This window comes from Claveliimonas bilis (assembly GCF_030296775.1).
Classification (GTDB): Bacteria; Bacillota; Clostridia; order Lachnospirales; family Lachnospiraceae; genus Claveliimonas; species Claveliimonas bilis.
The window spans coordinates 2,279,442-2,305,081 of the sequence record NZ_AP027742.1; the positions used below are offsets into that span (position 1 = coordinate 2,279,442).

Here is a 25,640-nt window from a genome sequence, read left to right on the forward strand (position 1 = left end):
ATCCTAGTCTCCTTCCCGAAGGCTTATGATGCCCTCTGCCAGAATTTTCACATCATCCAATATATAATCAAAGGCTCCTGCCTGATAAAGGTTCACCACGATCATACCTAAAGGCACTGCAAAGATCATTCCAAAAAGTCCTCCCATTTTGTAGCCTGCATAGAGAAGTACAAGGGTAAAAAGCGGATTTAAACCAATGCTGTCTCCCACAAGCTTTGGCTGAATCAGCTGCCGCACGATCTGTGTAACAGCATACAGAATCAGAAGTCCTACCACTCTCCTGTAATCCCCGGTCAAAAGTTCATATAATGCCCAGGGTATCAGCGCAGTACCGGTGCCGAAAAACGGCAGGAAATCAAGAAATGCTATACCAAGGGCAAGAAGAATGGAAAAATGCATTCCCATAATACCGAAACCGCAAAGAAGAATGACAAATACAACTGCCATAATCTTGAACTGTGCCTTAAAATATCCGCCAACTGCATATTTCAGATTATCCATAACCATTGTCATGCGCTTTACAATAGGAGAAGGAAAGATATGCTTTGCCCAGATGATAACGCCCTCCCGATCTGCAATAAAAAAGTAAGCTGAAATAATCGTTACAATAGTGGATATCAAAATAGACGGAATCCTCTTTGCAATATTACCGGCGGCCTCCACCGTCGGCTGGCTGATCCCTCCAACCAGATTTCCTGCTGTTTCATCAAGATTCTGTACAAAGGTCTGCAGCCCTTCCTGTACACCGCCCGGAAGAATCTCAAAAAACTGCGATGTCTTCTCCCCGATTACTCTGAATCCCGCTTCCAGATCCCGATACATGGATGGGAAATCCTCGATTAAAACTGTAATCTCTCTCCAAAGGCGACTGAAGATGAGATAGATCACTCCGACACAGATTGCCAGCGCCAGAATAATAATAAGGGCTGATCCCAACCGCTTTACAATTTTCAACCGCTTTTCCAGCCATACAACCAGAGGACTTACAATAAATGAAAGAAACCATCCGATCACAAATGGCATAAAATAGAGAAGTGCCTTTATACCAATATAAACAAACAAAACCGTTCCCAGAAGGCTGAAGGCAAGGCTTACTACTACTTTCCAGTAAGGGCGGTGGTCATTCAGTCTTTCCCTGACATTCATTTCCATTTCAGCACCCTCCTACTCCTCATCAGAACTTTGCAGAATTTCTCTTTCTACCAGATTCCATATTTCCTCTCTCCCCTGCTTGGTAACAGAAGAAAAGGGAATCAGCCTGGTTTCCGGCAAAAGTCCAAGTCCCTGCCTTACCATTTTGATATGCTTGCTTACCTGACTTCGCTTCAGCTTGTCCATCTTGGTGGCAATGATGATGGGATGACATCCCTGGCTGACAATCCAGTCATACATCATTTTGTCATTTGCTGATGGTTCATGTCTGATATCGATCAGCAGGAATACTGCCTGCAGCTGTTTGGATGTATGAAGATATTTTTCGATCATCTTTCCCCAGTTTTCCTTTTCTTTCTGGGACACTTTCGCATATCCGTATCCCGGCAGATCCACAAGATATATCTCATCATTGATATTGTAAAAATTGATGGTCTGAGTCTTTCCCGGCGTAGCGGAAATACGGGCAAAAGACTTCCGGTTCATGAGTGCATTGATCAAAGAAGACTTGCCGACATTAGACTTGCCGGCAAATGCAATCTCAGGCCTGGTATTTTGCGGCAAAGTACTGGTAATACCGCATACAGTTTCCAAATCTACTTTTTTTATGATCATTTTATTGTCCTCTTCTTTCCTTATAAAGCTTTTGCAGCTGAAGACCCCGTCTACTCTTTCTGGTCTATGTCAAAGGCTCTGCGAAGTACCTCCTCCATATGAGATACCGGTATAATCTCCAGCCCTTTTGTAATCTCCAAAGACAGTTCTTCCACATCCTCCTTATTTTCCTCTGGCACAAGAACTGTCTTCATTCCTGCACTCTTCGCCGCCAGAAGCTTCTCTTTCAGACCTCCAATGGGAAGTACTCTTCCCCGAAGGGTAATTTCTCCTGTCATGGCAATGTCTGCACGTACCTTCTGCCCTGTAACAGCCGAAAGCATAGCAGTCGCCATGGTAATCCCGGCGGATGGGCCGTCCTTTGGAACTGCGCCTTCCGGAATATGAATATGCAGATCATGCTTTTCAAAAAAGTCCTCCGCAATATCATATTCCCTGCCGATGGAACGAATATAGGTAATGCCTGTCCGGGCGGATTCCTTCATTACATCTCCCAGCTGCCCGGTCAGGATCATCTCTCCTTTTCCCGGCATCACGTTAACTTCAATCTGCAGCGTATCGCCTCCTACGCTGGTCCATGCAAGACCGCGGACGATTCCTACTTCATCCGTAAGATTTGCCTTCTGGTATGTATATTTCTCTCTTCCCAGATATTTATGCAGGCTGCTCTCTGTTACACGGACTGTATCCTTTTTGTTTTCCAGTATCTCCCTGGCCGCCTTTCTGCAGATATCTCCGATTTTTCGCTCCAGCTGTCTTACTCCTGCTTCCTTCGTGTAATTTCTTGCCATTTTCCACACAGCGCCTTTGCTGATATGGAGCTGTTCGCTTTTCAGCCCATGCTTCTTCAACTGTTTTGGGATTAAATGCTCCATGGCAATGTGCATCTTCTCATTTTCTGTATAGCTTGAAACCTCGATCACTTCCATACGGTCAAGAAGGGGCCGGGGTATGGTCTGCAGCGTATTGGCAGTAGTTACAAACAAAACTTCAGAAAGATCAATAGGCACTTCCAGATAATGATCCCGGAAACGATAATTCTGTTCTCCGTCCAGCACTTCCAGAAGAGCGGAGAAAGTGTCTCCTTTATAATCATTGCTCACTTTGTCGATTTCATCCAGAAGCATAAGGGGATTTTTTACTCCCGCACTTCGAAGACCTGCCGCAATTCTTCCCGGCATGGCTCCTACATAGGTTTTCCGGTGTCCTCTGATTTCCGCTTCATCCCGCACTCCCCCAAGAGAAATGCGGACATAGGGCTTCTTAAGAGCACGCGCCAGAGATTTGGCAATGGAAGTCTTTCCAGTTCCCGGAGGTCCCACCAGACAAAGGATCGGACTTTCTCCCTTTCTTGTCAGAGCACGGACTGCCAGAAATTCCAGCACTCTTTCCTTTACCTGCTCCAGTCCGTAGTGATCCTCTTCCAGCACCTTCTTCGCATATGCAATATCCTTATGATCCTTCACCGCTTTATCCCAGGGCATCTCCAGCATGGTCTCAATATAAGTGCGGATCACGCCGTTTTCTGCCGGGCTGTTCATAGAGCTTTTAAAGCGGTTGATCTCCTTTTGCAGTTTTTCTTTTACTTCCTTTGATGCCTTTAATTTTGCTGCAGCCGCTTCAAATTCTTCTGCATCTGAGATTGTATTGTCCTCTCCCAGCTCTTCTCTGATCTGTTTCAGCTGCTCTCTTAAAATATACTCTCTCTGGTTCTGATCTACTCTTTCTTTAACCTTCTTCTGTATCTCTTCCTTGATATCCATGATCTGCATCTCATTTACCAGCTTGAACGCCAGCATCTGATAGCGTTTTAAAAGATCCGGCTCTTCTAAGAGTTCCTGCAGATCCTTCTGTTCCAGAGGTACGTTTGCCGCAATCTGATCTACTACCTGACAAAGTTTTGTGTATTCCTGTATCTGCTTTATCATGTCTTTAGGATATTTGGGCAGACGCATCACATATTCCATGTAAATTTCTTTCAGCCCTCTTGCCATGGCTTCCAGATTCGCACTGTTTGCCTCACTGTCCGTCGACAGCTCCGGTGTCTCATTGACATTGTCGATCACTGTTACATTCGCTCTCATATAGGGATCGGTGAACTCAATGGTATTGATCACAGCCCGTTTTTCCCCTGAAATCAACACACGCAGAAGATTTCTGGGAAGCTTGATCACCTGGCGGATGGAAGCAATGGTTCCGATCTGCTGAAGATCTTCCATTCCCGGCTCCTCATCCTCAATATCTTTCTGCGCTGTCAGAAAGACTTTCTGTCCCTCTTCCTGCATCGCCTCTTCTATAGCCTGTATGGAACGTTCCCGACTCACATCAAAATGTGTCACCATCTCCGGAAGAACTGTCATCCCCCGAAGTGCCACCATAGGCAGGCTCTTTACTTCTTTACTCATCTGTCATCCTCCGTGATTTTCTCTTCGATTCTGTACAGGATTGCCCTATCTGACATAAAAGCGGGCACAATCAAGCTTGTGCCCGCCCCCTTGTTTATGCACTTTCTATTTGTAAATGATCATGTTCGCAGATAGGAGTACCTGTTCCATCTACGGCTGCTTTCGTAATACGGCAAGCTTTCAGCGTCTCATCTGATGGGGCATGATACATAGTATCCATCATGATATTCTCCATAATTGCACGGAGTCCTCTCGCTCCGGTCTTTCTCTTCAGCGAGATATCCGCAATTGCTTCCAGCGCATCCCTGTCAAAGGTAAGCTCCACGCCATCCAGTTCCAGCATTTTCTGGTACTGTTTTACAATCGCACTCTTCGGCTCTGTCAGAATGCGGATCAGCGCATTGCGGTCCAGCATTTCCAGAGATACTGTTACCGGAACACGTCCCACCAGTTCAGGAATGAGCCCGAATTTTACCAGATCCTGCGGAAGCACCTGCTTCAGCAGGCGGTCAATATCATCTTCGTGTTTTTCCGCAATCTCCGCATTAAATCCAATGGATTTCTGATCAATCCTTTTCTCCACGATCTTCTCCAGGCCCTCAAAAGCCCCGCCGCATATGAAAAGGATATTTGTTGTATCAATCTGTAAAAGTTCCTGATGAGGATGCTTTCTGCCTCCCTGTGGGGGCACGCTTGCAACCGTCCCCTCTATGATCTTCAGAAGTGCCTGCTGAACTCCCTCGCCTGAAACGTCACGGGTAATGGAGGGATTTTCTGATTTTCTTGTGATCTTATCGATCTCATCAATATAAATGATCCCGTATTCCGCCCTCTCAATATCTCCGTCTGCTGCCTGAATGATCTTAAGGAGAATGTTTTCCACATCTTCTCCCACATATCCGGCCTCGGTAAGCGCCGTCGCGTCTGCAATGGCAAAAGGAACATTGAGAATTTTGGCAAGTGTCTGGGCCAGAAGCGTCTTTCCGCATCCTGTCGGTCCCAGCATCAGAATATTGCTCTTCTTCAGCTCAACGGACGGATCCTTCTCTGCCATAATACGTTTATAATGATTATATACTGCAACAGACAACACCTTTTTCGCCTCTTCCTGTCCGATCACATATTCGTCAAGAAAAGCTTTGATCTCCTCCGGCTTCAGAAGATTGATATCATCAAAAGGGTTGATATTTCTGGTATTTTCATATTCAAACTCTTCTTCCATGATCTCTGCACATACATCAATGCATTCATCACAGATATAGACGCCGCCCGGACCGGCAATAAGCTTGCGGACCTGTGACTGCGTTTTATTGCAGAATGAACATCTGATCTGATCGTCGTTTCTTCCTGCCATCTCTTCACCTCTTCAACTATTTCTTTCTAAGACAAACAAAGGACAGGCAGACCAGGGGAGATATCCCCGGCATGCCTATCCCCCTGTTCTATTTACGGCTTGCGATAATTTCATCTACCAGCCCATATGCCTTTGCCTCCTCTGCGGACATAAAATTATCCCTCTCTGTGTCCACACGGATGACTTCAATCGGCTGTCCTGTATTCTCTGCCAGGATCTGATTCAGATTTTCACGGGTTTTTAAAATATGCTCCGCTGCAATCTGGATTTCTGTCGCCTGGCCCTGTGCTCCGCCAGACGGCTGATGAATCATAATTTCCGCATGAGGCAGGGCAAATCTTTTTCCCTTTGCGCCTCCTGCAAGGAGAAAAGAACCCATACTTGCCGCCATACCAATGCAATATGTGCACACATCGCATTTGATGTACTGCATTGTATCATAAATTGCCATTCCTGCTGTAACAGAACCGCCCGGACTGTTGATATACAAATGGATATCTTTCTCCGGATCCTCTGCTTCCAGAAACATAAGCTGCGCAACGATCACACTTGCAGATACATCTGTCACCTCTTCCCCAAGGAAGATGATCCTGTCTTTCAGCAATCTGGAATAAATGTCGTAGGAACGCTCTCCACGGCTGGTCTGTTCAATGACATAAGGTACTAAGCTCATGTAAATTCCTCCTATTTTTTACTGTCTGCCGCAATGTATTATTCTGTCACTGCGTTTTCTACCAGGAAGGTTACTGCCTCCTGTACAGCCATATCTTCTTTCATCTGTTTCTTTTCTGCTTCGCCCATGTATTCTTTCAGCTTGTCAGCTTCCATCTTATAGGCTTCCGCCATTTTTGCAATCTCTTCGTCCAGCTTTTCATCGCTGATCTCAATATTCTCTGCTTTCGCAATTGCTTCCAGAACAAGACGTGTCTGGATCCGTTTTACTGCCTGCGGCTTCAGATCTTCCATCATCTTCTCTGCGCTTGATCCTGTAAACTGATAGTACTGCTCGATGGTAAGTCCCTGCTGTGCCATTCTCTGTGAGAAATCATCCAGCATCTGTCTTGCCTGTGTATCGATCATCGCATCCGGAATCTCCATGGAAGCATTTGCAATAGCCTGTTCTACAGCCTGATCTTCCTGTTTGGATTTTCCTTCCTTTTCCTTCTGTTCTTTGATCTTTGCTTTGATATCAGCCTTATATTCATCTAATGTATCAAATTCGGAAACTTCTGCTGCAAATTCATCATCGATCTCCGGCAGCTCTTTTGCCTTGATCTCATGAATCGTGCATTTGAATACAGCAGCCTTTCCCTTCAGATCTTCTGCATGGTAGTCCTCCGGGAATGTTACATTGACTTCTGTCTCCTTGCCGGATTCTACTCCGATAAGCTGCTCCTCAAATCCCGGAATAAAGGAACCGGATCCGATTGTCAGAGGATAATTTTCTCCTTTTCCTCCCTCAAACGCTTCTCCGTCAACAAATCCTTCAAAATCCAGGATTACTTCGTCTCCGTCCTGTACCGGACGGTCTTCTACTGTAATTGTTCTTGCGTTTTTCTCTGCCTCTTCCTGCAGTTTTGCATCAATTTCCTTCTGTGTCACGCGGTTGGAAACCTTATCAACCTTCAGCCCTTTATACTCTCCAAGAGTTACCTCCGGCTTTGTTGCCACTTCCGCTGTAAAAATAAACGGTTTTCCTTTTTCGATCTGTACAATGTCAATCTTCGGCTGGGAAACAATATCCAGACCACACTCGTCATAGGCTTCAGAATAAGCCTTTGGAAGAAGGGCATTTGCAGCGTCATCGTAGAAAATCTCTGCGCCATACATTTTCTCTACCATCTGGCGCGGTACTTTTCCTTTCCGGAATCCCGGGATGCTGATCTTGGATTTCTGTCTGTTATACGCACTCTGAAGCGCTTTTTCTAAATCATCTGCAGAAACTTCAATTGTAAGTTTCGCCATGTTTTTTTCCAGTTTCTCTACCTGTAAACTCATGAATCATTTCCTCCTGTTTCTATCCTGCTCTTTTTATACGGTCTGGCGCCGCATATTTTGCAGGCTCTTCAGCTTTACACTCATTCATAGAGTATAACACAAACTATGTAAAATGGCTAGACTCTATTTTAGATAAATAATGGAGTCCGCTATCTCCTCCGCCTTCAGTTTATCTGTAAGAACCTCGATCAGCTTCAAAGCGAAATCAATCGCTGTTCCCATACCCCGGCTGGTGATGATATTTCCATCCTGAATAACCGGAACTTTCATGATAACAGCCCCGGAAAGTCTCTCTTCCACCGACGGATAGCAGGCAGCTCTCTTTCCTTTCAAAATGCCCATTGCGCCCAGTATTCCCGGTGCGGCACATATCGCCCCTATATATTTTCCATTTTCGTGGAAATCCTTTACTACTCTTAGTACTCCCTTATGCTCTTCCAGGTTCTTTGTTCCCGGCATTCCCCCGGGCAGAATGATCATGTCAAATTCAGCGAAGTTTACTTCCTCGAACAGATCTTCTGTCTGCACATTGATGCCATGAGCTCCATGGACCATATAGTCGTCTGAAATGGATACGGTATCCACATATATCCTTGCACGCCGAAGCAAATCTACTGCTGTGAGCGCTTCAATTTCCTCAAAACCATCCGCCAGTAACACCGCCGCTTTTTTCATAGTGATTCCTCCTTTTATCTTCTGCATTTATAGTATCAGACTGCTTCTGAAAAAGCAATTTATTTACAACTGTCTTTTTATGGATTATGATAGTTACAGTTCACGGCAACTCACAAGAAAAGTAAAAAGGAGACATATATGGAAATCGAGAAAAAATATCTGATCCCGGAAATTCCGTCTGATCTGAATATCATAAAAACGAGGCGCATTGAGCAGGGATACCTTTGCACGGATCCCGTTGTACGCATCCGCCGGGATGATGACAGTTTCTTCCTCACCTATAAATCAAAAGGCCTCATGGTGCGGGAGGAATACAATCTTCCTCTCACTTCCAGTGCCTATGAACATCTGCGGTCAAAAATCGACGGAAGGCTCATTCGTAAATTCCGCCATGTCATTCCTATAGACAACAACCTTTTCATAGAACTGGATGTCTTTCAGGATGACCTTTCCCCTCTCATTCTGGCCGAAGTAGAATTTCCTTCCGAGGAAATAGCAGAAAACTTCCAGCCGCCGTCCTGGTTCGGTGAGGATGTCACTTTTTCCTCTCTTTACCACAACAGTACCTTAAGCAAAACAGAAAAATAATATTTGCAACATTTTGTTGCTTTTTCACTTTATTTTTCGTTTTGTTGCATAACGCCCCATTTGTCAGGTTAATTGCTATACTAAAGATACTTTAAAACGGAGGTATAGCAATGCCCAACATTCAACTTGCACGAAATCTCAAATATCTGCGTTTAGCGTACGGGCTCACCCAGGACGATCTGGGTGCTTTTCTCAATATCTCCAGACAGGCTTATTCCAACTATGAAAATCTGAAACGTTCGCCGGATCTGGATTCCCTGATCCGTCTTGCAAGCCTGTATCACCTCTCTCTTGATGACCTTGTCAGCAGAGAGCTCTCTTCCTTCATGGAGTCAGACCATTCTGTACAGATCCAGGAAGATAAGAATTTCTTCCGTCTTGGCGTTGACCGGGCAACAGAGAACAGGATTTATCTGACAAAAGAAGAAACGGAATTTATTTCTAAATTCCGCACCCTTGCTCCTGAAGACCGGCAGATCGCTCTCGGCTTCATAGATTCACGTTCTAAAAAAGTCTGATCCTTCCTGATCACAGCCATACGGCTTCGCTCTTACTCCACAAGCGCAAGAGCAAATCCGTCATGAACCGCATTCATAGCTTCGTCAATATCCTTCTCATCGATCAGAACGGTAATTCTGATCTCTGAAGTTGAGATCATACTGATATTAATTCGGGAATTGTAAAGAGATTCGAACATCTTCGCGGCAACTCCCGGATTCGTCATCATTCCCGCACCTACTACAGAAATCTTCGCAACTTTTTCATTATAGCTGATCTCCTGAATAGTCAGCGCTTCTTTGTGTTCTTCCAGAATTTCCAGAGCACGTTTCAACTCATCCTGGGCAACTGTAAAGGAAATATCTTTTGTCCCCTCTCTCCCTACAGACTGCAGAATGATATCCACATTAATATTGTTTTTCGCAAGTGTATTGAAGATCCGGAATGCGATCCCCGGCTTATCTTCTACTCCCATCACCGAGATCCTTGCAGTATTTTTGTCACCGGCTACGCCTGTAATCAACATTTTTTCCATCTTTACTGTCTCCTTAATAATTGTTCCTTCACTGCGGTTCAGACTGGACCTTACTACCAGTTCAACCCCGTATTTTTTCGCCATTTCCACAGAACGGTTATGCAGAACCTTTGCTCCGCATGTAGCAAGCTCCAGCATCTCATCATAAGTGATCGCCTCCAGCTTCCTTGCATTTTTCACCACCCTGGGGTCTGCCGTATAGACTCCGTCCACATCGGTATAAATCTCACACAGGTCTGCGTTGAGGACTGCTGCCAGGGCAACCGCTGTTGTATCAGAACCTCCCCTTCCCAGCGTGGTAATATCTTCGTATTTGTTCACTCCCTGGAATCCTGTCACAATTACGATTTTCCGGGAATCCAGCTCATGCAGGATCCTCTTTTTGTCTATAGACTTAAACCTGGCATTTCCATAACGGGAAGTGGAATTCATTTTTACCTGAAATGCATTCAGTGAAACCGCCGGAACGTCCATTGCATGCATAGCCATTGCCATCAGAGAAACAGACACCTGCTCTCCTGTTGTCATAAGCATGTCAAGCTCTCTTTTTTTCGGTTCCGGATTAATGGACTGGGCAAGGGCGATCAGATCATCTGTGGTGTCTCCCATGGCCGAGAGTACAACTACCACATCATGCCCCTTCCTGTAGTCCTCAATGCAGCGTTTTGCCACATTATATATCCTTTCTCTGTCTGCGACGGACGAACCGCCGAACTTCTTTACAATTAACATAGTCCCTCCTGTTTCTCCTTCATCCTTTACTTTAATCCAGCTCCAGAAAATGTGCCATCAGCCGGTATCCTTCCGGCCAGACAAACGCGCTGTCCGCTGCCGCCCTCTCACTGTATGTATGAATGCCCCCGGCTGTTTCCCGGCTGTCATAGATCAGGTACGGAACTGCGTCTCCTGTATGGGTACGTACCTCGATCGGCGTCGGATGATCGGGAAGGATCATAATACGGAAATCCTCTCCGGATCTTTCCATTCCCTCCACAATTCTTCCCAGCACTCTTTTGTCTACATTTTCAATCGCTTCTATCTTCGCCTTTGTATCTCCCTGATGCCCCATCTCGTCAGGCGCTTCCACATGGACATAGGCAAAATCATAGCCGTCTTTTGTCAGAGCATTGACCGCCGCATCTGCTTTGCCTTCATAGTTGGTGTGAAGCCCTCCATTGGCCCCCTCTACAACAACGTTATCCATCTGCGCCCCTACAGCAAGGCCTTTCAGCAGATCGACCGCCGATATCATCACGCCTCTTTTTCCTGTCTTTTCATAAAAGGACGTCAGAGACGGGCGGGTCCCGGCTCCCCAGAACCAGGCAGAATTGGCCGGATGCAATCCCTGCCTACATCTTTCCTGATTGATTGGGTGCCCGGATAAAATATCGTAACTTTTCTCCATCATCTTACGCAGAACCGGATCCTTGGGAAGATATTCTCCAATCCGCTTTGTAAGGATATCATGGGGCGGCGTAAGATCCAAGACCTGCCCCCGTTTCCAGATCAGAAGATGCCGGTAACTTGTTCCCCGGAAAAATTCATACCCTTCCTTTTTCAGTCCTTCCCGCAGAGCATCCAGAAGGATTCCCGCATCCTTGGTACTGATCTCACCGGAACTGTGATCCAGGATTTTCTTATCCTCATAAGGCTCTTCTTCTGTGAGAGTCACCAGATTACATCGGAACGAAACATCTGTCTTCTCCATATTGACACCGATACTTAAAGCTTCCAGGGGAGATCTTCCAGTGTAATATATGTCTGGGTCATATCCCAGGACGGACAGATTCGCCGTATCACTGCCCGGAGCCATTCCGGAAGGAACCATGGCTGCAGTTCCGATCTCTGCAGTTTTTGCCAGACGATCCATCACCGGAGTATCGGCTGCTTCCAATGTCGTCTTTCCATTCAGCTCCTCAAGAGGTCTGCCGGCCATTCCATCACTCAAAACAACAATATATTTCATCTGTTTCCCCTTTCTGCTCTTTTACTCTTCCACTCGGATCATTCCGAGAATACTGTCCCGGAACGTTTCCGCTTTTTTCTCGTATTCTCCTTCCGGCATGACCGGGGTCAGAAAGCCAAATTCTCCTTCCACTCCCTCTGCCTTCGCATATTGAAGCATACCAAATTCCTCTGTCAGCTTTTCTTCAAAGTCTTCTTTTTTCCCTTTCATACGTACGAAGAAACGGCGTTTTACATCTTTTTTATCTTCCAGTGCAAGCTTCTCTTCGCTCCAGCCTACGCCCAGGTTTCGGTTCAGGTGTTTTGCTTCCTCCACAATGTCTCCCACTACCGCGCTGGCAGTCGGCAGTTTCCCTGCACCGCTTCCGTAAAACATGGCGTCGCCCAGCATATTTCCATGAACAAAGATAGAATTAAACACTCCGTTGATAGAAAAAAGCGGATGCTCTCTGTGAAGGAGGAAAGGCGCCACCATAGCGTTTAACTTCTCTCCGTCTCTCTTGCAGGAGGCAAGAAGCTTAATGGTCATTCCCATCGCTTTTGCATACTTCATATCTTCTACTGTGATCTTTGTAATTCCCTCACAGTAAATATCTTCAAAATCAACCTGCTGTCCGGATATGATCGAAGAAAGGATCGCAATTTTACGGCAGGCATCGTAGCCTTCCACATCTGCCTCCGGATTGCGCTCCGCATAGCCGTTATCCTGCGCTTCCTTCAACACTTCTTCGTAATCTGCTCCCTCATAGAACATTTTCGTCAACATATAGTTTGTTGTTCCGTTAAGGATTCCTGTAATCTCCTCGATGACATCTCCGGTCAGAGACGAGTGAAGCGGACGCAGGATCGGGATTCCTCCTCCCACACTGGCCTCAAACAGGAAGTTTACATTTTTTTCTTTGGCAAGTTTCAGAAGAGAAGCTCCGTGTTTTGCCACCAGGGCTTTATTGGAGGTAGCAACGCTTTTTCCCGCTTCCAGGCTCTGCCTTACAAATGTATATGCCGGCTCAATGCCTCCCATCACTTCTACAACGATCTTCACTTCCTCATCCTTAAGGATATCTTCAAAATTGTGGGTAATGATATCCTGTACCGGATCACCGGGAAAATCTCTAAGATCCAGAACATATTTGATCCGAAGCTCTTCTCCGACTCTCTGGTCAATCACTTTTTCATTTGTACGGATTACTTCCACTACTCCGGAACCTACTGTCCCGTATCCCAGTACTGCTATCTTTATCATCCTTTTCCCCTTTCTTCCTCTATTGGTTCTGACTGCTAAGATATGCATTCATAAAAGGATCCAATGCACCGTCCAACACAGCAGTCACATTTCCGCTCTCTTCTCCTGTTCTGTGATCTTTCACCAGCGTATAAGGCTGCATCACATAAGAACGGATCTGATTTCCAAATCCAATTTCCTTTATCTCACCGCGGATATCCGACACCTTTTCCGCCTGCTCCTGTTCCTTCAGAAGTTTCAGCTTGGCTTTCAGCATCTGCATGGCTTTATCCTTGTTGTGATGCTGCGACCTCTCATTCTGGCACTGCACCACGATCCCTGTAGGCAGGTGGGTAATACGGATAGCCGAAGATGTCTTATTGACATGCTGACCTCCCGCACCGCTGGCACGGTAGGTATCGATCTTCAGCTCATCCTCCGGCACTTCAATATCACCCGTATTATCTTCCATGTCCGGGATCACATCACAGGATGCAAAAGATGTCTGGCGCTTTCCGGCAGAATTGAAAGGCGAGATCCTGACAAGGCGGTGCACGCCTTTTTCCGACTTCAAATAACCATAAGCATTGGTTCCATTCACCTCAAAGGTGACATTTTTAATACCTGCAATATCTCCGTCCAGATAGTCCAGTACCTGTATGGAAAATCCTTTCCTTTCTGCCCATCTTGTATACATCCGGTAAAGCATGCTGGTCCAGTCGCAGGACTCCGTCCCGCCGGCACCGGCATGCAGAGTCACAATGGCATTGCATGCGTCATATTCTCCCGAGAGCAGCGTCTGTATCCTAAGAGATTCAAAAGCTTCCTCAAACTGTGAGATTTCCTTTTCGATCTCCTCCACCATGGACTCATCATTTTCTTCATGAGCCATTTCGATCAGAACCTGGATGTCTTCCCATGTTCCCTGCAGATGTTTCATGGTATCCAGCTGATCTTTCAGCTCTTTTAATTCTTTCATAATTTTCTGTGAATGCTCTGCATCATCCCAGAAACCTGGTTCCTCCAGCTTTCGCTCCAGTTCTTCTACCCGTTTTTCCTTGCCGGAGATGTCAAAGTGAATCCCTCATTCCGGCAAGAGGTTCTTCATAGGAGCTGATAATGCTTTTATACTGATCCAGCTCGACCACTTACTTTCACCTCTTTCATTTTCAACTGATTCGCAGCGCTCTCTATGCCTTTTTCCTTCCGCAGCACTGCTTGTATTTTTTTCCGCTTCCGCACGGGCACGGATCATTGGGATAAATTTTCTTCTCCGTGCGCTTCTTCGGTGCATTCACTGCAGTATCATCCTTATTGGTTCCAGTCACCTTGGCAACCTGCTCTCTTTCCACCTTCTGTTCCAGCTTGATGTGGAACAGCGTACGAACTGTATCTGCAGTGATGGATTTTGTCATCTCATCGAACATATCATAACCCAGCATTTTGTATTCCACCTTGGGGTTTCTCTGACCGTAGGCCTGCAGACCGATTCCCTGGCGAAGCTGATCCATATCGTCAATGTGATCCATCCATTTGGCGTCAATCACCTTCAGAAGCACGACCCGCTCAATCTCGCGGAGATGCTCCGGCTCCGGAAATTCCGCTTCCTTCATTTCATATGCTTTTACTGCTTTTTCTTTCAGGAAATGTTTCAGCTTCTTCTGGGACATGTCTTTGACATCCTCCGGTGAAACAGGATCCATCATAGGAATGCTTCCGCGAAGGCTTACATTTAATTCCGTCAGATCCCAGTCTTCCGGCTCCTGGTCTGCTGAAATTTCCTTGTCCACCAGATTTTCCACATATTCACTGATCATATGATAGATGGAATCCCGCATGCTCTCTCCATCCAGAACTCTTCTTCTCTCTTCGTATATGATCTCTCTTTGTTCATTCATAACCTGATCATATTCCAGAAGATTTTTACGGATTCCAAAGTTATTATTCTCTATTTTCTCCTGTGCCTTCTCAATGGCGCCTGAAAGCATCTTATGTTCAATCTGTTCACCGTCCTCAACACCAAGGGCGTTGAATACATTCATCAGACGTTCCGAACCGAACAGGCGCATCAGATCATCTTCCAGGGAAATATAAAATCTGGACTCTCCCGGGTCTCCCTGACGTCCGCTTCGTCCGCGCAGCTGGTTGTCAATACGTCTGGATTCATGGCGCTCGGTACCGATGATCTTCAGCCCGCCAGCTTCTCTTGCTTCATCATCCAGCTTGATGTCGGTACCACGGCCTGCCATGTTTGTAGCAATGGTAACTGCTCCATGCTGTCCTGCCTGTGCAACGATCTCTGCTTCCATCTCGTGGAACTTGGCATTGAGGACGTTATGCTTAATCCCCCTCTTTTTCAGCATTCCACTTAAAAGCTCTGACACATCAATAGTGATCGTACCTACCAGAACCGGCTGTCCCTTTGCATGAGCCTTCTCCACTTCATCACACACAGCCCGGAATTTTTCTTTCTGGGTCTTATATACAGCATCTTCCATATCCACACGGATCACCGGTACATTCGTCGGGATTTCTACAACATCCATGCCGTAGATCTCACGGAACTCCTTCTCCTCTGTCAACGCCGTACCTGTCATACCGCTCTTTTTCTCATATTTATTAAACAGATTCTGGAACGTGATCGTTGCAAGAGTTTTGCTCTCCCTTTTTACTTTCACGCCCTCCTTGGCCTCAATTGCCTGATGAAGACCGTCAGAATATCTTCTTCCGGGCATGATACGTCCCGTAAACTCATCGACGATCAGAACTTCGTCATCCTTCACCACATAATCCTGGTCGCGGAACATCAGGTTGTGGGCACGGAGAGCCAGAATAATATTATGCTGGATCTCCAGATTTTCCGGATCTGCAAGATTATCAATGTGGAAGAATTTCTCTACCTTCTTCACACCGTCTTCTGTAAGGTTGACCGTCTTTTCTTTCTCATTGACAATAAAGTCTCCTGTCTCCTCAATCTCCTCGCCCATAATGGCATTGATCTTGGAAAACTCACCGCTGGCTTCTCCTCTTTCCATCTGTCTTGCCAGAATATCGCAGGCCTCATAGAGCTTTGTAGACTTACCGCTCTGCCCGGAGATAATAAGAGGAGTTCTGGCTTCATCGATCAGAACAGAGTCAACCTCATCAATGATAGCAAACTTCAGCCCTCTTTGCACAAGCTGTTCTTTATAGATCACCATATTATCTCTTAAGTAATCAAAGCCCAGCTCATTATTTGTCACATAAGTAATATCACAGTTATATGCCTCCCGGCGTTCATCATTGTCCATGCTGTTCAGCACAACACCTACCTTCAGTCCCAGGAACTCATGTACCTGGCCCATCCACTCCGCATCACGCTTTGCCAGATAATCATTGACCGTTACAATATGGACTCCCTGCCCGGTCAGTGCATTTAAATAGGCCGGCAGTGTAGATACAAGCGTCTTACCTTCACCTGTCTTCATTTCTGCGATACGTCCCTGATGAAGGATAATTCCTCCGATCAGCTGCACACGATAATGGCGCATCCCCAGCACGCGCGAAGCTGCTTCCCTTACTACTGCATAAGCCTCCGGCAGAATATCATCCAGAGTCTCTCCCTTATCCAGCCTTTCTTTAAACTCTCTTGTCTTGTCCTTCAGTTCACTGTCAGAAAGCTGCTTCATTTCCGGCTCAAGAGCCTCAATATGATCCACAATGGGATAGATCCGCTTCAGCTCATGTTCACTGTGCGTTCCGAATATTTTCTCTATAAAACCCATGTTGTTAACTCCTTATTCAAAAAATTACTCTATTCCACATTTTATCACTATCCCAAATCCAATTCAACAAATTTATAAAGTGTTCATAATGTTCACAGTCATGACATATTTTTCACCGCATCATAGGGAATCGTTCCTCCAAACAGATCCAGGGCGCTTCCAATGGTAAAATCCAGGTTCCCTCCGCTGATCTGCCGAAACTGTTCCAGATCCTTAAGACTTCCGATCCCTCCTGCATATGTAATGGGGATTCCCCTGATTTTAGAGAGCAGAGCAACCAGATCTTCCGGCACACCGGCCGCTTTTCCTTCCGAATCCACCCCATGGACGAGGAATTCACTGCAGGATTCCTTCAGCCAGTACAAAATCTCTTCATTTACCTGGATTTTGGTAAATGTCTGCCATCGGTCCGTTACTATATAATAGGAAGCATCTTTTTTCCGGCAGCTTAAATCCAGAACAATGTGCTCCTTTCCTACAGCGTGCACCAGTCTTTCCAGATTATCCCACTGTATCTGCCCTTCCCGGAATACATAGGACGTCACAATAACATGGCTGGCCCCCGCCTCAATAAATTCCGCCGCATTCTCTGCCGTAACGCCCCCTCCTACCTGCAGACCTCCGGGAAATACCTTTAACGCCGCAAGCGCCTGCTGCCTGTTCTTCTCATAATATTCCGATGAAACCGGATTCAAGAGGATCACATGCCCTCCTTTCAGATTGTCCTTTTTATAAAGCTCTGCATAAAACGCCGCATCATATCCGGAAACAAAATTTTCCACAGCCTTATCTCCATGATCCTTCAGGCTTCCTCCCACAATCTGCTTTACTTTGCCGTTATGTATATCTATGCACGGTCTGAATCTCATATCTGCCTCCCTTCATTCCCTTCTTCGGTGAATGATTGAAAAACATTGTCAAATTATTCCAAAAATAATCATACCACAGGCAGACTTGAAAATCCACCTGTGGTATCGCTTATCTGTTTGTATTATTATTACTGTTTTCTATATCCTCTCTGGCATCTTCAGCACCCTGTTCCACGTCATTTTTTATATCTTCTGCTCCATCTCTGACGTCTTCTCCGATGTCCTGTGCCTCATCCTTGATATCCTCTCCGATATTCTCGGCTGCTCCGTCATTTTTCGTCCCGTCTGTAGCATCATTCATCGTGTTGTCAGTACTGTTTTCTTCCTTTACTGCTCCGTTATCTTCTTCATTTCTTCCGCAGCCTGCCAGAGTTCCAAAGGATGACAGCACACACAGGAAGATTAAAATTCCTCTTTTTAACTGTTTCATAAGTTTGTACTCCCTTTCTTCATTTTCTATGAATACTATCCGCAGCTTATGAAAAATTTATACATGTTCCTGTGTTCCATTTTTTTCTAAAACTCTAAAAATCTTTTCATATCTTAAATTTTTTCTGCAATAATTCCTTCCCTGTAGGATTCCAGAAGCCAGGCGAGATCCTCAATACGCTTTTTCAGTTCTCTTCCGATATCGGTATCCCCCACCGTCTTTCTTGCAATGACACGCTTCACGATCGTGCTGTCAGAATGGATATCACTTTCCTTTTCAATGGCTGCTTCTGTAGATTCAAAAGGCTCATGGGCAGCCAGGATAAGTCCATAGGAATTATAGATCAGCGTATAACCTGCAATTCCTGTCTCTTTTTGATATGCTTTGGAAAAGCCTCCATCTATGACAAGAACCTTCCCCTGACATTTAATAGGACTTTCCCCTGCTTTTGACTTCACCGGCACATGCCCGTTGACAATGTGAGTTCCTTCTCCCGGAAGGCCAAATTCCGCCAAAATCCGATCGACCACTTCTTCATTTTCCAGAAATTCATAATAAGGATTTTTCTTTTCTTTGTGGGTTTCTTTCTCGGCCAGAAAATACCTCTCAAAGGTGGCCATCTTATCTTTACCGAAAAGCGGTGAATTTTCATGAAGCCAGATATACCACATCATATCTTTGCCTCTCTCCTTCTCTTTCTTGTCAAGAGCAAAGAAGCCTTTTCTCACATAGCTCTCCAGCACTTCGTAAAGAGCTTTCCCCTTATATACCTTCCCATAAATCCTTACGGATTTCAGACTTCCGTCCGGATTCAGCGGAACGCATCCGTGATAGAGAAGGTTCTGATTGTAGACTTTATAAAGTCCGCCCTTATTCAAAAGGAACCTCATGTGTTCCTGCAGCTTCTGGCATCCGAGAAACGCCCGTTCCAGGCGGTCCATAATATCCTCTTCCTCCTCTGTCAGCGCATAAGGACGGCGCGGATCAATCGTCGGGAAGTTTTTGTCCAGCAGTTCATAGACCTTTCCGTCCAGCTCAATCGTACCATTCTCAAAATCAATGTGATGGAGGAGATTCCTTTTCTCCAGTTTGAATCCCGGATTCTTCTTTATGATCTGCCCTTCCACCTTGAACTGGATAATGGAAATAGCCTTATGCATTTTCACTTCCATCTCTTTTTCCCTTGCCGTGTATCCTGTGCTTCCCTTGAGTGCGAAACAGGTGCAGGGGTCGTCGGCATAGGTTTCCAACGCGTATGTTGCAAGAGGAAGCAGGTTGATGCCATATCCGTCTTCCAGAATATCCAGATTTCCGTATCTTGCACAAATTCTGATAACATTGGCAATACACCCCCTCTGTCCGGCGGCAGCTCCCATCCACAGCACATCATGATTTCCCCATTGAATATCCACAGAATGATGGCGGATCAGCTTGTCCATGATAATATGGGGACCGGGTCCTCTGTCATAAATATCTCCCACAATGTGCAGGTGATCTACCGTCAGCCTCTGGATCACTTCGCTTAAAGCCACAATAAACTCCTCTGCCCGACTTGTCTCAATAATCGTGCTGATAATGGAATTATAATAGTATTCTTTATCCAGCACATCCGCTTTCTCTGTGATCAGCTCTTCGATCACGTAAGCGAAATCCTTCGGCAGGGCCTTTCGTACCTTAGAACGGGTATATTTGCTCATAGTACGCTTGCATACCTCGATCAGCCGGTACAGCGTGATCTTGTACCAGTCTTCCATGTTTGGTTCCTCCCGCCTGATCCGATCCATCTTTTCTGTGGGATAATAAATAAGAGTAGCAAGGGACTGTTTGTCCCGGCTACTCATAGTATTCCCAAATACATCGTCGATCTTCCGGCGGATGGATCCCGATCCGTTTTTCAGCACATGCGAAAAAGCCTCATATTCTCCATGAATATCAGTCAGAAAATGCTCTGTCGCTTTTGGCAGGTGCAGGATTGCCTGCAGATTGATGATCTCTGTAGAAGCACTGGCAATTGTGGGATACAACTCCGAGAGCCTCTCCAGATACTTCATTTTTAGCTCTTCCATATCCATCCTCCCCATTTTCATATGTATTTAAAATTGTATTACATCCGACATATCATAACGTCCTGCCGGTTTTCCCGCCAGATACTTGGCTGCCGCCACAGCTCCCCGGGCAAAAAGCGCTTTGGAATAAGCGGTATGCTTAAATTCGATCACCTCGTCCTCTCCGGCAAAGATCACCTCATGTTCTCCCACAATGGTACCGCCTCTCACTGCCGAGATACCAATCTCGCGGGAATCTCTTGCCTTCCGCTCCCTGCTTCTGTCATAGGTATAGGAATAGACTCCGTCAAGAGCGTCATTGACAGAATCCGCCAGGGCAATGGCTGTTCCGCTGGGAGCGTCCACCTTCCGGTTGTGATGCTTTTCCACAATCTCAATGTCAAAGCCTTCCGGGGCAAGCACACGGGCTGCGTCTTTCAGAATCTTCATAAGAAGATTTACTCCAAGAGACATATTGGCCGAGCGCAGAACCGCCGTCTCCTTAGCAGCCTCTTCCACTTTTTTCAGCTGTTCTTCTGAAAGTCCTGTGGTACACAGCACTACCGGAAGTTTCTTCTCTCTGCAGTATGCAAGAAGCTCGTCTACTGCCGCCGCATTGGAAAAGTCGATCAGCGCATCCGCCTCCACACTGCATTTTCCAATCTCATCATACACTGGATAATCATTGGAAATCCCGGTATATTTGTCCACTCCGGCAACAATTTCCACTTCCGGATCTTCTTTGACCATCCGTGTGATCACCTGTCCCATTTTCCCATTGCAGCCGTGCATAATCAGTCTTACCATTTTCTTTTACCTCCGCTTTCCATCCTCATACGTACTTATTTTCATACGTGAAAGGGACAGAAATCATGCTGTCTTTTGATCCTGTCCCTTTTATTCAGCTTTTTTCAGCTCACCACTCATGCTCTGGCTTTTATGCCAGTTTTATTCCAAAATCCTTCATTGCCTGTGCCAGACTTTTTTCATGTTCCGGAGAAATCTCTGTCAAAGGCATACGAAGTCCTCCGCATTCCATTCCCATCAGATTTACAGCCTTCTTTACCGGAATCGGATTCACTTCACAGAAAAGCTGCTCGATCAGCGGAATTGCCTTCAGCTGAAGTTCACAGGCTCCTTTCACATCTCCCGCAAAGAACTTTGCACAAATGTCATGGGTCTCTTTTGGAGCCACATTAGAGAGCACAGAAATAACGCCTTTTCCTCCCAGAGACAAAAGCGGTACGATCTGGTCGTCATTTCCGGAATACAGATCTGCTTTCCCGTCTGTCAGATACATGATCTTCGCTACCTGTGCAATATTGCCGGAAGCTTCCTTGATCCCCACAATATTGTCCACATCGCGGATCAGCTCTGCCGCTGTCTCCGGAGCAATGTTCAGCCCGGTACGACTTGCCACACTGTACATGATGATCGGCGCCTTGGCTTCTTCCGCTACAGCCTTATAATGTGCAGCCAGTCCTTTCTGTGTTGCTTTATTATAATAGGGAGTAACGATCAAAAGTCCGTCCACTCCGTATTCCACTGCCTCTTTTGACATGTCAATGGTCGTATATGTAGCGTTGGAACCTGTTCCGGCGATTACAGGAAGCCGTTTTTTCGTGCGTTCCACTGCAAATTTAATGCATTCCATATGTTCCTCTTCTGATAAAGTAGAGGACTCTCCTGTTGTTCCGCATATGATCAGACTGTCTGTTCCATTCTCGCAGTGATAGTCGATCAGCTCATCCAGTTTGTCAAAATTCACGCTTCCATCTTCATGAAATGGTGTAACCAGCGCCACCCCGGCACCTGTAAAAATAGCCATACTATTCCTCCTGACCTCTATAATAAAAAATGATATCTTCTAAAAAGTGTATCATTATTCATTTGCAATGTCAATGGAACGTTGCCTGCTTCAGGGCAGTTTGGTACATGGTCTGTCAATCTTCCAGACATTCCAGTTTACTTACCGACACTTCATATGCCGTTCTCTTTTCTGTCTCTGTCTCTGAAAGACGTTTTACGTATTCTCTGCTCTGTATACGCCCAAGCACCTGGACATGCTCCCCCACCTCAAAAGAAGAGGCAAATCTGGCATTTCTCCCCCAGCAGATGCAGGGAATATAATCGGATTTCCCATATGGCCTGTTGACTGCCAGAAGAAGATCGGCAATCTCCCTTCCAAGCGGCGTTTTGCGGTACACCGGCAGTTTGCAGATATATCCGTCCAGCAGGATCGTATTCGTCTTGGCCCCGTCCAACTCTTCATCAATAAAAGACACTTCTCTTACGAATACGGACAATATCAGCCTGTTCTTTTGTTCATCGTGCCTGTTGTAAGAGCGGAACTGCCCTGTCGCCATAATAAACTCCCCTGTGTAATCCTGCGTAACATCCATCAGTCTTTCCGAGATCATCAGCGGAATCCGGTCCTGCGAGCTGCTAAGACGGCGCACCAGCACATCCACCATATAGAATCCTTCTCCAAACACTGTGTGGCTGAATGTAAATCCTGATGCGATCTGCCCCATAATAGTTACCTGGTTGTTTTCAATAATCTTATCTGACATAACGTGTAAATCTCCCTTCCTCCGAATCGTATTCTAAGCTTTTTAGAGTCACTACATAATCTATGCGGGAAAAACAGATATTAGAACTATATTCCTTGTTTTTTTTGGGAAATATGATAAACTAAAACAGTTACAAAATAATGTAGAATGTGATAGATCAAAAGAAAAGGAAGATTTCGTATGAAGACAAAACGCGAAGATGTACGTAATATTGCTATTATCGCCCATGTCGATCATGGGAAAACAACGCTTGTAGATGAGCTGCTCAAACAAAGCGGTGTATTCCGCGAAAATCAGGAAGTAGCCGAGAGAGTCATGGACTCCAATGATATTGAACGTGAGCGTGGAATTACCATTCTTTCTAAAAATACTGCTGTTTATTATAAGGGAACAAAGATCAACATTATCGACACACCCGGACATGCCGATTTCGGCGGCGAAGTAGAACGTGTCCTGAAAATGGTAAACGGGGTGATCCTGGTAGTGGATGCTTTTGAAGGAGCTATGCCCCAGACAAAATTCGTGCTGCGAAAGGCCCTGGAACTGAAGCTCCCTGTCATCGTCTGCATCAACAAGATCGACCGTCCTGAGGCCCGCCCTTCCGAAGTCATCGATGAAGTGCTGGAACTGTTCATCGATCTGGACGCTTCTGATGAGCAGCTGGACTGCCCCTTTGTCTATGCGTCCGCAAAGGCAGGCTATGCCGTGCTGGAGCTGGAGGACGGTCCCCAGAATATGGTGCCGCTTTTTGAGACCATCCTGGATTACATCCCGGCGCCGGAAGGAGATCCGGATGCCGACACTCAGGTTCTGATCAGTACCATTGACTATAATGAATATGTAGGCCGCATCGGTATCGGCAAAGTAGATAACGGCACAATCCGCACCGGTCAGGACATGATCGTCGTAAACGCTCACGACCCGGAGCGTCAGGAAAAAGTAAGGATCAGCAAGCTCTATGAATTTGACGGTCTGAACAAAGTGGATGTGAAGGAAGCTACCATCGGTTCTATTGTGGCAATTTCCGGTATTTCAGATCTTTCGATCGGCGATACCATCTGTTCCCCGGAAAATCCGGTAGCCATTCCCTTTCAGAAAATTTCCGAACCAACCATTGCCATGCAGTTTATGGTAAATGACAGTCCCTTTGCCGGTCAGGAAGGAAAATATGTTACATCCCGACATATCCGCGACCGTCTGTTCCGGGAATTAAATACAGATGTCAGCCTCCGGGTGGAGGATACGGAAAATATGGACACATTCAAAGTATCCGGCCGGGGCGAGCTCCATCTTTCTGTGCTCATAGAGAATATGCGCCGGGAAGGATATGAGTTTGCTGTCAGCAAGGCAGAGGTCCTGTACAAAAAGGACGAAAAAGGAAGGCTCCTTGAGCCGATGGAAACTGCATTCATTGATGTACCGGAAGAATTTACCGGTATTGTCATTGAAAAACTGGGACAGCGTAAAGGAGAACTCCGCAATATGGGCACTGCCAGCGGCGGCTATACCCGTATGGAATTTTCCATTCCCGCACGGGGACTCATCGGCTACCGCGGTGATTTCCTCACAGACACAAAAGGGAACGGGATTCTGAACACAGCGTTTGACTGTTATGCCCCCTACAAAGGCGACATCCAGTATCGCAAACAGGGATCCCTCATCGCCTTCGAGACAGGAGAATCCGTCACATACGGACTGTACAGCGCCCAGGAGCGCGGAACACTCTTTATCGGTCCCGGCGAAAAGGTCTACTCCGGCATGGTAATCGGTCAGAATGCCAAAACCGACGATATCGAAGTCAACGTATGTAAAACAAAGCACCTGACCAATACCCGCTCTTCCAGCGCAGATGAGGCACTAAGGCTGACTCCTCCAAGGATTTTAAGCCTGGAAGAAGCGCTGGATTTCATCGATACAGATGAACTGCTGGAAGTGACCCCGAAGTCTCTTCGTATCCGCAAAAAGATTCTGGATCCAAAGATGCGCAAAAGAAATAATAACAAATCATAAAAACCACTTTTATATTATGGAGAAAGGATTTATCTATGGATTTTCTCTGGCTGCTGGAAGGGATCCGCACCCCTTCCATGGACAAAATTATGCAGGTTATCACCTATTTCGGACAGGAACTCATTCTTGTGGGCATCATCTGTTTTCTTTACTGGTGTGTAAATAAAAAGCTGGCATATCAGCTGGGCTTTACTTATTTCAGTGCCGGGCTGATCGTCCAGACACTGAAGATTTCTTTTCGGATTCCCAGACCCTGGGTTCTGGATCCCAGCTTCCATGCTGTGGAAAGTGCTGTTCCTGATGCTACCGGATATTCCTTTCCAAGCGGGCATACACAGGGCGCCTCTTCTTTTTTCTTTCCGCTGTTTACATGGACCCGGAAGAAATGGCTGAAGGTTTTGTGTATTTTTGCGCCCTTATGCGTGGGCTTTTCCCGTATGTATCTGGGCTGCCATACTCCCAAAGATGTCCTTGCTTCTCTGGGAGTATCCGCTCTTTGCACATGGCTGATCTGGCATTTTCGCGCCCTCTTTTTGGAAGATTCTCCTCACAGCCGAAGTGTGTTCGCTGCCATGCTTATCTTCTCTGCAGGAGCTGCCATTTATGCGCTCCTCCTTCTGAAGAACGGCATTGTTACTGAAGAGCTTGCCTCCGACTGCTGCAAAGCTGCCGGCGCAGGCATGGGGTTTGCCGTAGGCTGGTATCTGGAGCGGACAAGGATACGGTTTTCCACAGCCGCGAAAAACCGCCGGATCCAGGCGGCCAAACTTATCTGCGGACTTGGTATGCTGCTTCTGATCAAAGGAGGACTTTCCTTTATCCTTGGCACATCCATACTTGCAAAAATGATAGAATATTTTATACTTATATTATGGATCATCGTGATATATCCGGCGATTTTCCAAAAAATACTCGGCACCGCCCAGGAGACTTAGGAGGCAT

At 46.1% G+C, this 25,640-nt stretch carries 22 protein-coding genes; 4 read left to right on the forward strand and 18 right to left on the reverse strand.

All coding sequences use genetic code 11. From position 1 onward, the window contains the following. Positions 1-3 precede the first annotated feature (3 nt). The 7 genes from ytvI to R2J37_RS11150 form a co-directional block, all read right to left on the reverse strand. Positions 4-1,152: a sporulation integral membrane protein YtvI gene (gene ytvI, locus R2J37_RS11120; protein ID WP_316265032.1), complete on the reverse strand. Its 1,149-nt coding sequence runs from the start codon at positions 1,150-1,152 to the stop codon at positions 4-6. 12 nt (positions 1,153-1,164) lie between these two features. After that, a complete protein-coding gene (gene yihA / locus R2J37_RS11125; protein ID WP_230105618.1) occupies positions 1,165-1,767 on the reverse strand; it encodes a ribosome biogenesis GTP-binding protein YihA/YsxC in 603 nt (200 codons plus the stop codon). Positions 1,768-1,817: 50 nt separating this feature from the next. Further along, a complete protein-coding gene (lon, locus tag R2J37_RS11130; RefSeq protein WP_316265034.1) occupies positions 1,818-4,172 on the reverse strand; it encodes an endopeptidase La in 2,355 nt (784 codons plus the stop codon). Positions 4,173-4,266: 94 nt separating this feature from the next. Beyond that, positions 4,267-5,526: an ATP-dependent Clp protease ATP-binding subunit ClpX gene (gene clpX, locus R2J37_RS11135; protein ID WP_230105616.1), complete on the reverse strand. Its 1,260-nt coding sequence runs from the start codon at positions 5,524-5,526 to the stop codon at positions 4,267-4,269. 88 nt (positions 5,527-5,614) lie between these two features. Next, on the reverse strand, positions 5,615-6,199 hold the full coding sequence (gene clpP, locus R2J37_RS11140) for an ATP-dependent Clp endopeptidase proteolytic subunit ClpP (protein ID WP_230105615.1): 585 nt from the start codon (positions 6,197-6,199) through the stop codon (positions 5,615-5,617). 38 nt (positions 6,200-6,237) lie between these two features. After that, a complete protein-coding gene (gene tig, locus R2J37_RS11145) occupies positions 6,238-7,524 on the reverse strand; it encodes a trigger factor (RefSeq protein ID WP_230105614.1) in 1,287 nt (428 codons plus the stop codon). Positions 7,525-7,647: 123 nt separating this feature from the next. Continuing rightward, positions 7,648-8,199: a DJ-1 family glyoxalase III gene (locus R2J37_RS11150; RefSeq protein ID WP_230105613.1), complete on the reverse strand. Its 552-nt coding sequence runs from the start codon at positions 8,197-8,199 to the stop codon at positions 7,648-7,650. 138 nt (positions 8,200-8,337) lie between these two features. Between R2J37_RS11150 and R2J37_RS11155 the strand changes: the two genes are divergently transcribed. Both R2J37_RS11155 and R2J37_RS11160 read left to right on the forward strand, forming a co-directional pair. Next, the gene (locus R2J37_RS11155) at positions 8,338-8,787 is read left to right on the forward strand and encodes a CYTH domain-containing protein (protein ID WP_316265037.1); all 450 of its coding nucleotides are present in this window, start codon (positions 8,338-8,340) and stop codon (positions 8,785-8,787) included. Positions 8,788-8,897: 110 nt separating this feature from the next. Further along, positions 8,898-9,305, forward strand: a complete 408-nt coding sequence (locus tag R2J37_RS11160; RefSeq protein WP_230105611.1) for a helix-turn-helix transcriptional regulator — start codon at positions 8,898-8,900, stop codon at positions 9,303-9,305. Between the two features lie 32 nt (positions 9,306-9,337). Here the strand turns inward: R2J37_RS11160 and R2J37_RS11165 are convergent, their stop codons facing one another. From R2J37_RS11165 to R2J37_RS11215, 11 genes are all read right to left on the reverse strand, one after another. Then, positions 9,338-10,552 carry an aspartate kinase gene (locus R2J37_RS11165; RefSeq protein ID WP_230105610.1) on the reverse strand — a complete coding sequence of 405 codons (1,215 nt, stop codon included), beginning with the start codon at positions 10,550-10,552 and terminating at the stop codon, positions 9,338-9,340. A 31-nt stretch (positions 10,553-10,583) separates the two neighbouring features. After that, on the reverse strand, positions 10,584-11,786 hold the full coding sequence (locus R2J37_RS11170) for a cofactor-independent phosphoglycerate mutase (protein WP_316265040.1): 1,203 nt from the start codon (positions 11,784-11,786) through the stop codon (positions 10,584-10,586). A 21-nt stretch (positions 11,787-11,807) separates the two neighbouring features. Continuing rightward, on the reverse strand, positions 11,808-13,028 hold the full coding sequence (locus R2J37_RS11175) for a homoserine dehydrogenase (RefSeq protein WP_230105608.1): 1,221 nt from the start codon (positions 13,026-13,028) through the stop codon (positions 11,808-11,810). Positions 13,029-13,047: 19 nt separating this feature from the next. After that, positions 13,048-14,155 (reverse strand): peptide chain release factor 2 gene (gene prfB / locus R2J37_RS11180; RefSeq protein WP_230105607.1). Its coding sequence is split into 2 segments (ribosomal slippage): positions 13,048-14,079 and positions 14,081-14,155, totalling 1,107 coding nucleotides; the frame shifts between segments, so codons are not numbered across the junction. A gap of 42 nt (positions 14,156-14,197) precedes the next feature. Next, positions 14,198-16,771, reverse strand: a complete 2,574-nt coding sequence (gene secA, locus R2J37_RS11185; protein WP_316265042.1) for a preprotein translocase subunit SecA — start codon at positions 16,769-16,771, stop codon at positions 14,198-14,200. A gap of 98 nt (positions 16,772-16,869) precedes the next feature. Next, positions 16,870-17,640, reverse strand: a complete 771-nt coding sequence (hisA, locus tag R2J37_RS11190) for a phosphoribosylformimino-5-aminoimidazole carboxamide ribotide isomerase (RefSeq protein WP_230105605.1) — start codon at positions 17,638-17,640, stop codon at positions 16,870-16,872. A 109-nt stretch (positions 17,641-17,749) separates the two neighbouring features. Continuing rightward, entirely contained in the window at positions 17,750-18,070 is a 321-nt protein-coding gene (locus R2J37_RS11195; RefSeq protein WP_230105604.1) for a hypothetical protein, read from the reverse strand. A gap of 113 nt (positions 18,071-18,183) precedes the next feature. Further along, positions 18,184-20,136 (reverse strand): fructose-1,6-bisphosphatase, encoded by a 1,953-nt coding sequence (locus R2J37_RS11200; protein WP_230105603.1) that lies wholly within the window; start codon positions 20,134-20,136, stop codon positions 18,184-18,186. 27 nt (positions 20,137-20,163) lie between these two features. After that, complete coding sequence (gene dapB / locus R2J37_RS11205; RefSeq protein WP_230105602.1) at positions 20,164-20,922, reverse strand: 4-hydroxy-tetrahydrodipicolinate reductase; 759 nt, start codon at positions 20,920-20,922, stop codon at positions 20,164-20,166. Between the two features lie 130 nt (positions 20,923-21,052). Further along, complete coding sequence (gene dapA / locus R2J37_RS11210) at positions 21,053-21,943, reverse strand: 4-hydroxy-tetrahydrodipicolinate synthase (protein WP_230105601.1); 891 nt, start codon at positions 21,941-21,943, stop codon at positions 21,053-21,055. A gap of 115 nt (positions 21,944-22,058) precedes the next feature. Further along, positions 22,059-22,688, reverse strand: a complete 630-nt coding sequence (locus tag R2J37_RS11215) for a single-stranded DNA-binding protein (RefSeq protein ID WP_230105600.1) — start codon at positions 22,686-22,688, stop codon at positions 22,059-22,061. 180 nt (positions 22,689-22,868) lie between these two features. Here R2J37_RS11215 and typA point away from each other — a divergent pair, with 180 nt between their 5' ends. Both typA and R2J37_RS11225 read left to right on the forward strand, forming a co-directional pair. Then, entirely contained in the window at positions 22,869-24,698 is a 1,830-nt protein-coding gene (gene typA / locus R2J37_RS11220) for a translational GTPase TypA (protein ID WP_316265044.1), read from the forward strand. A 35-nt stretch (positions 24,699-24,733) separates the two neighbouring features. Beyond that, positions 24,734-25,633, forward strand: a complete 900-nt coding sequence (locus tag R2J37_RS11225; protein ID WP_316265046.1) for a phosphatase PAP2 family protein — start codon at positions 24,734-24,736, stop codon at positions 25,631-25,633. The last annotated feature ends 7 nt before the right edge of the window (positions 25,634-25,640 follow it).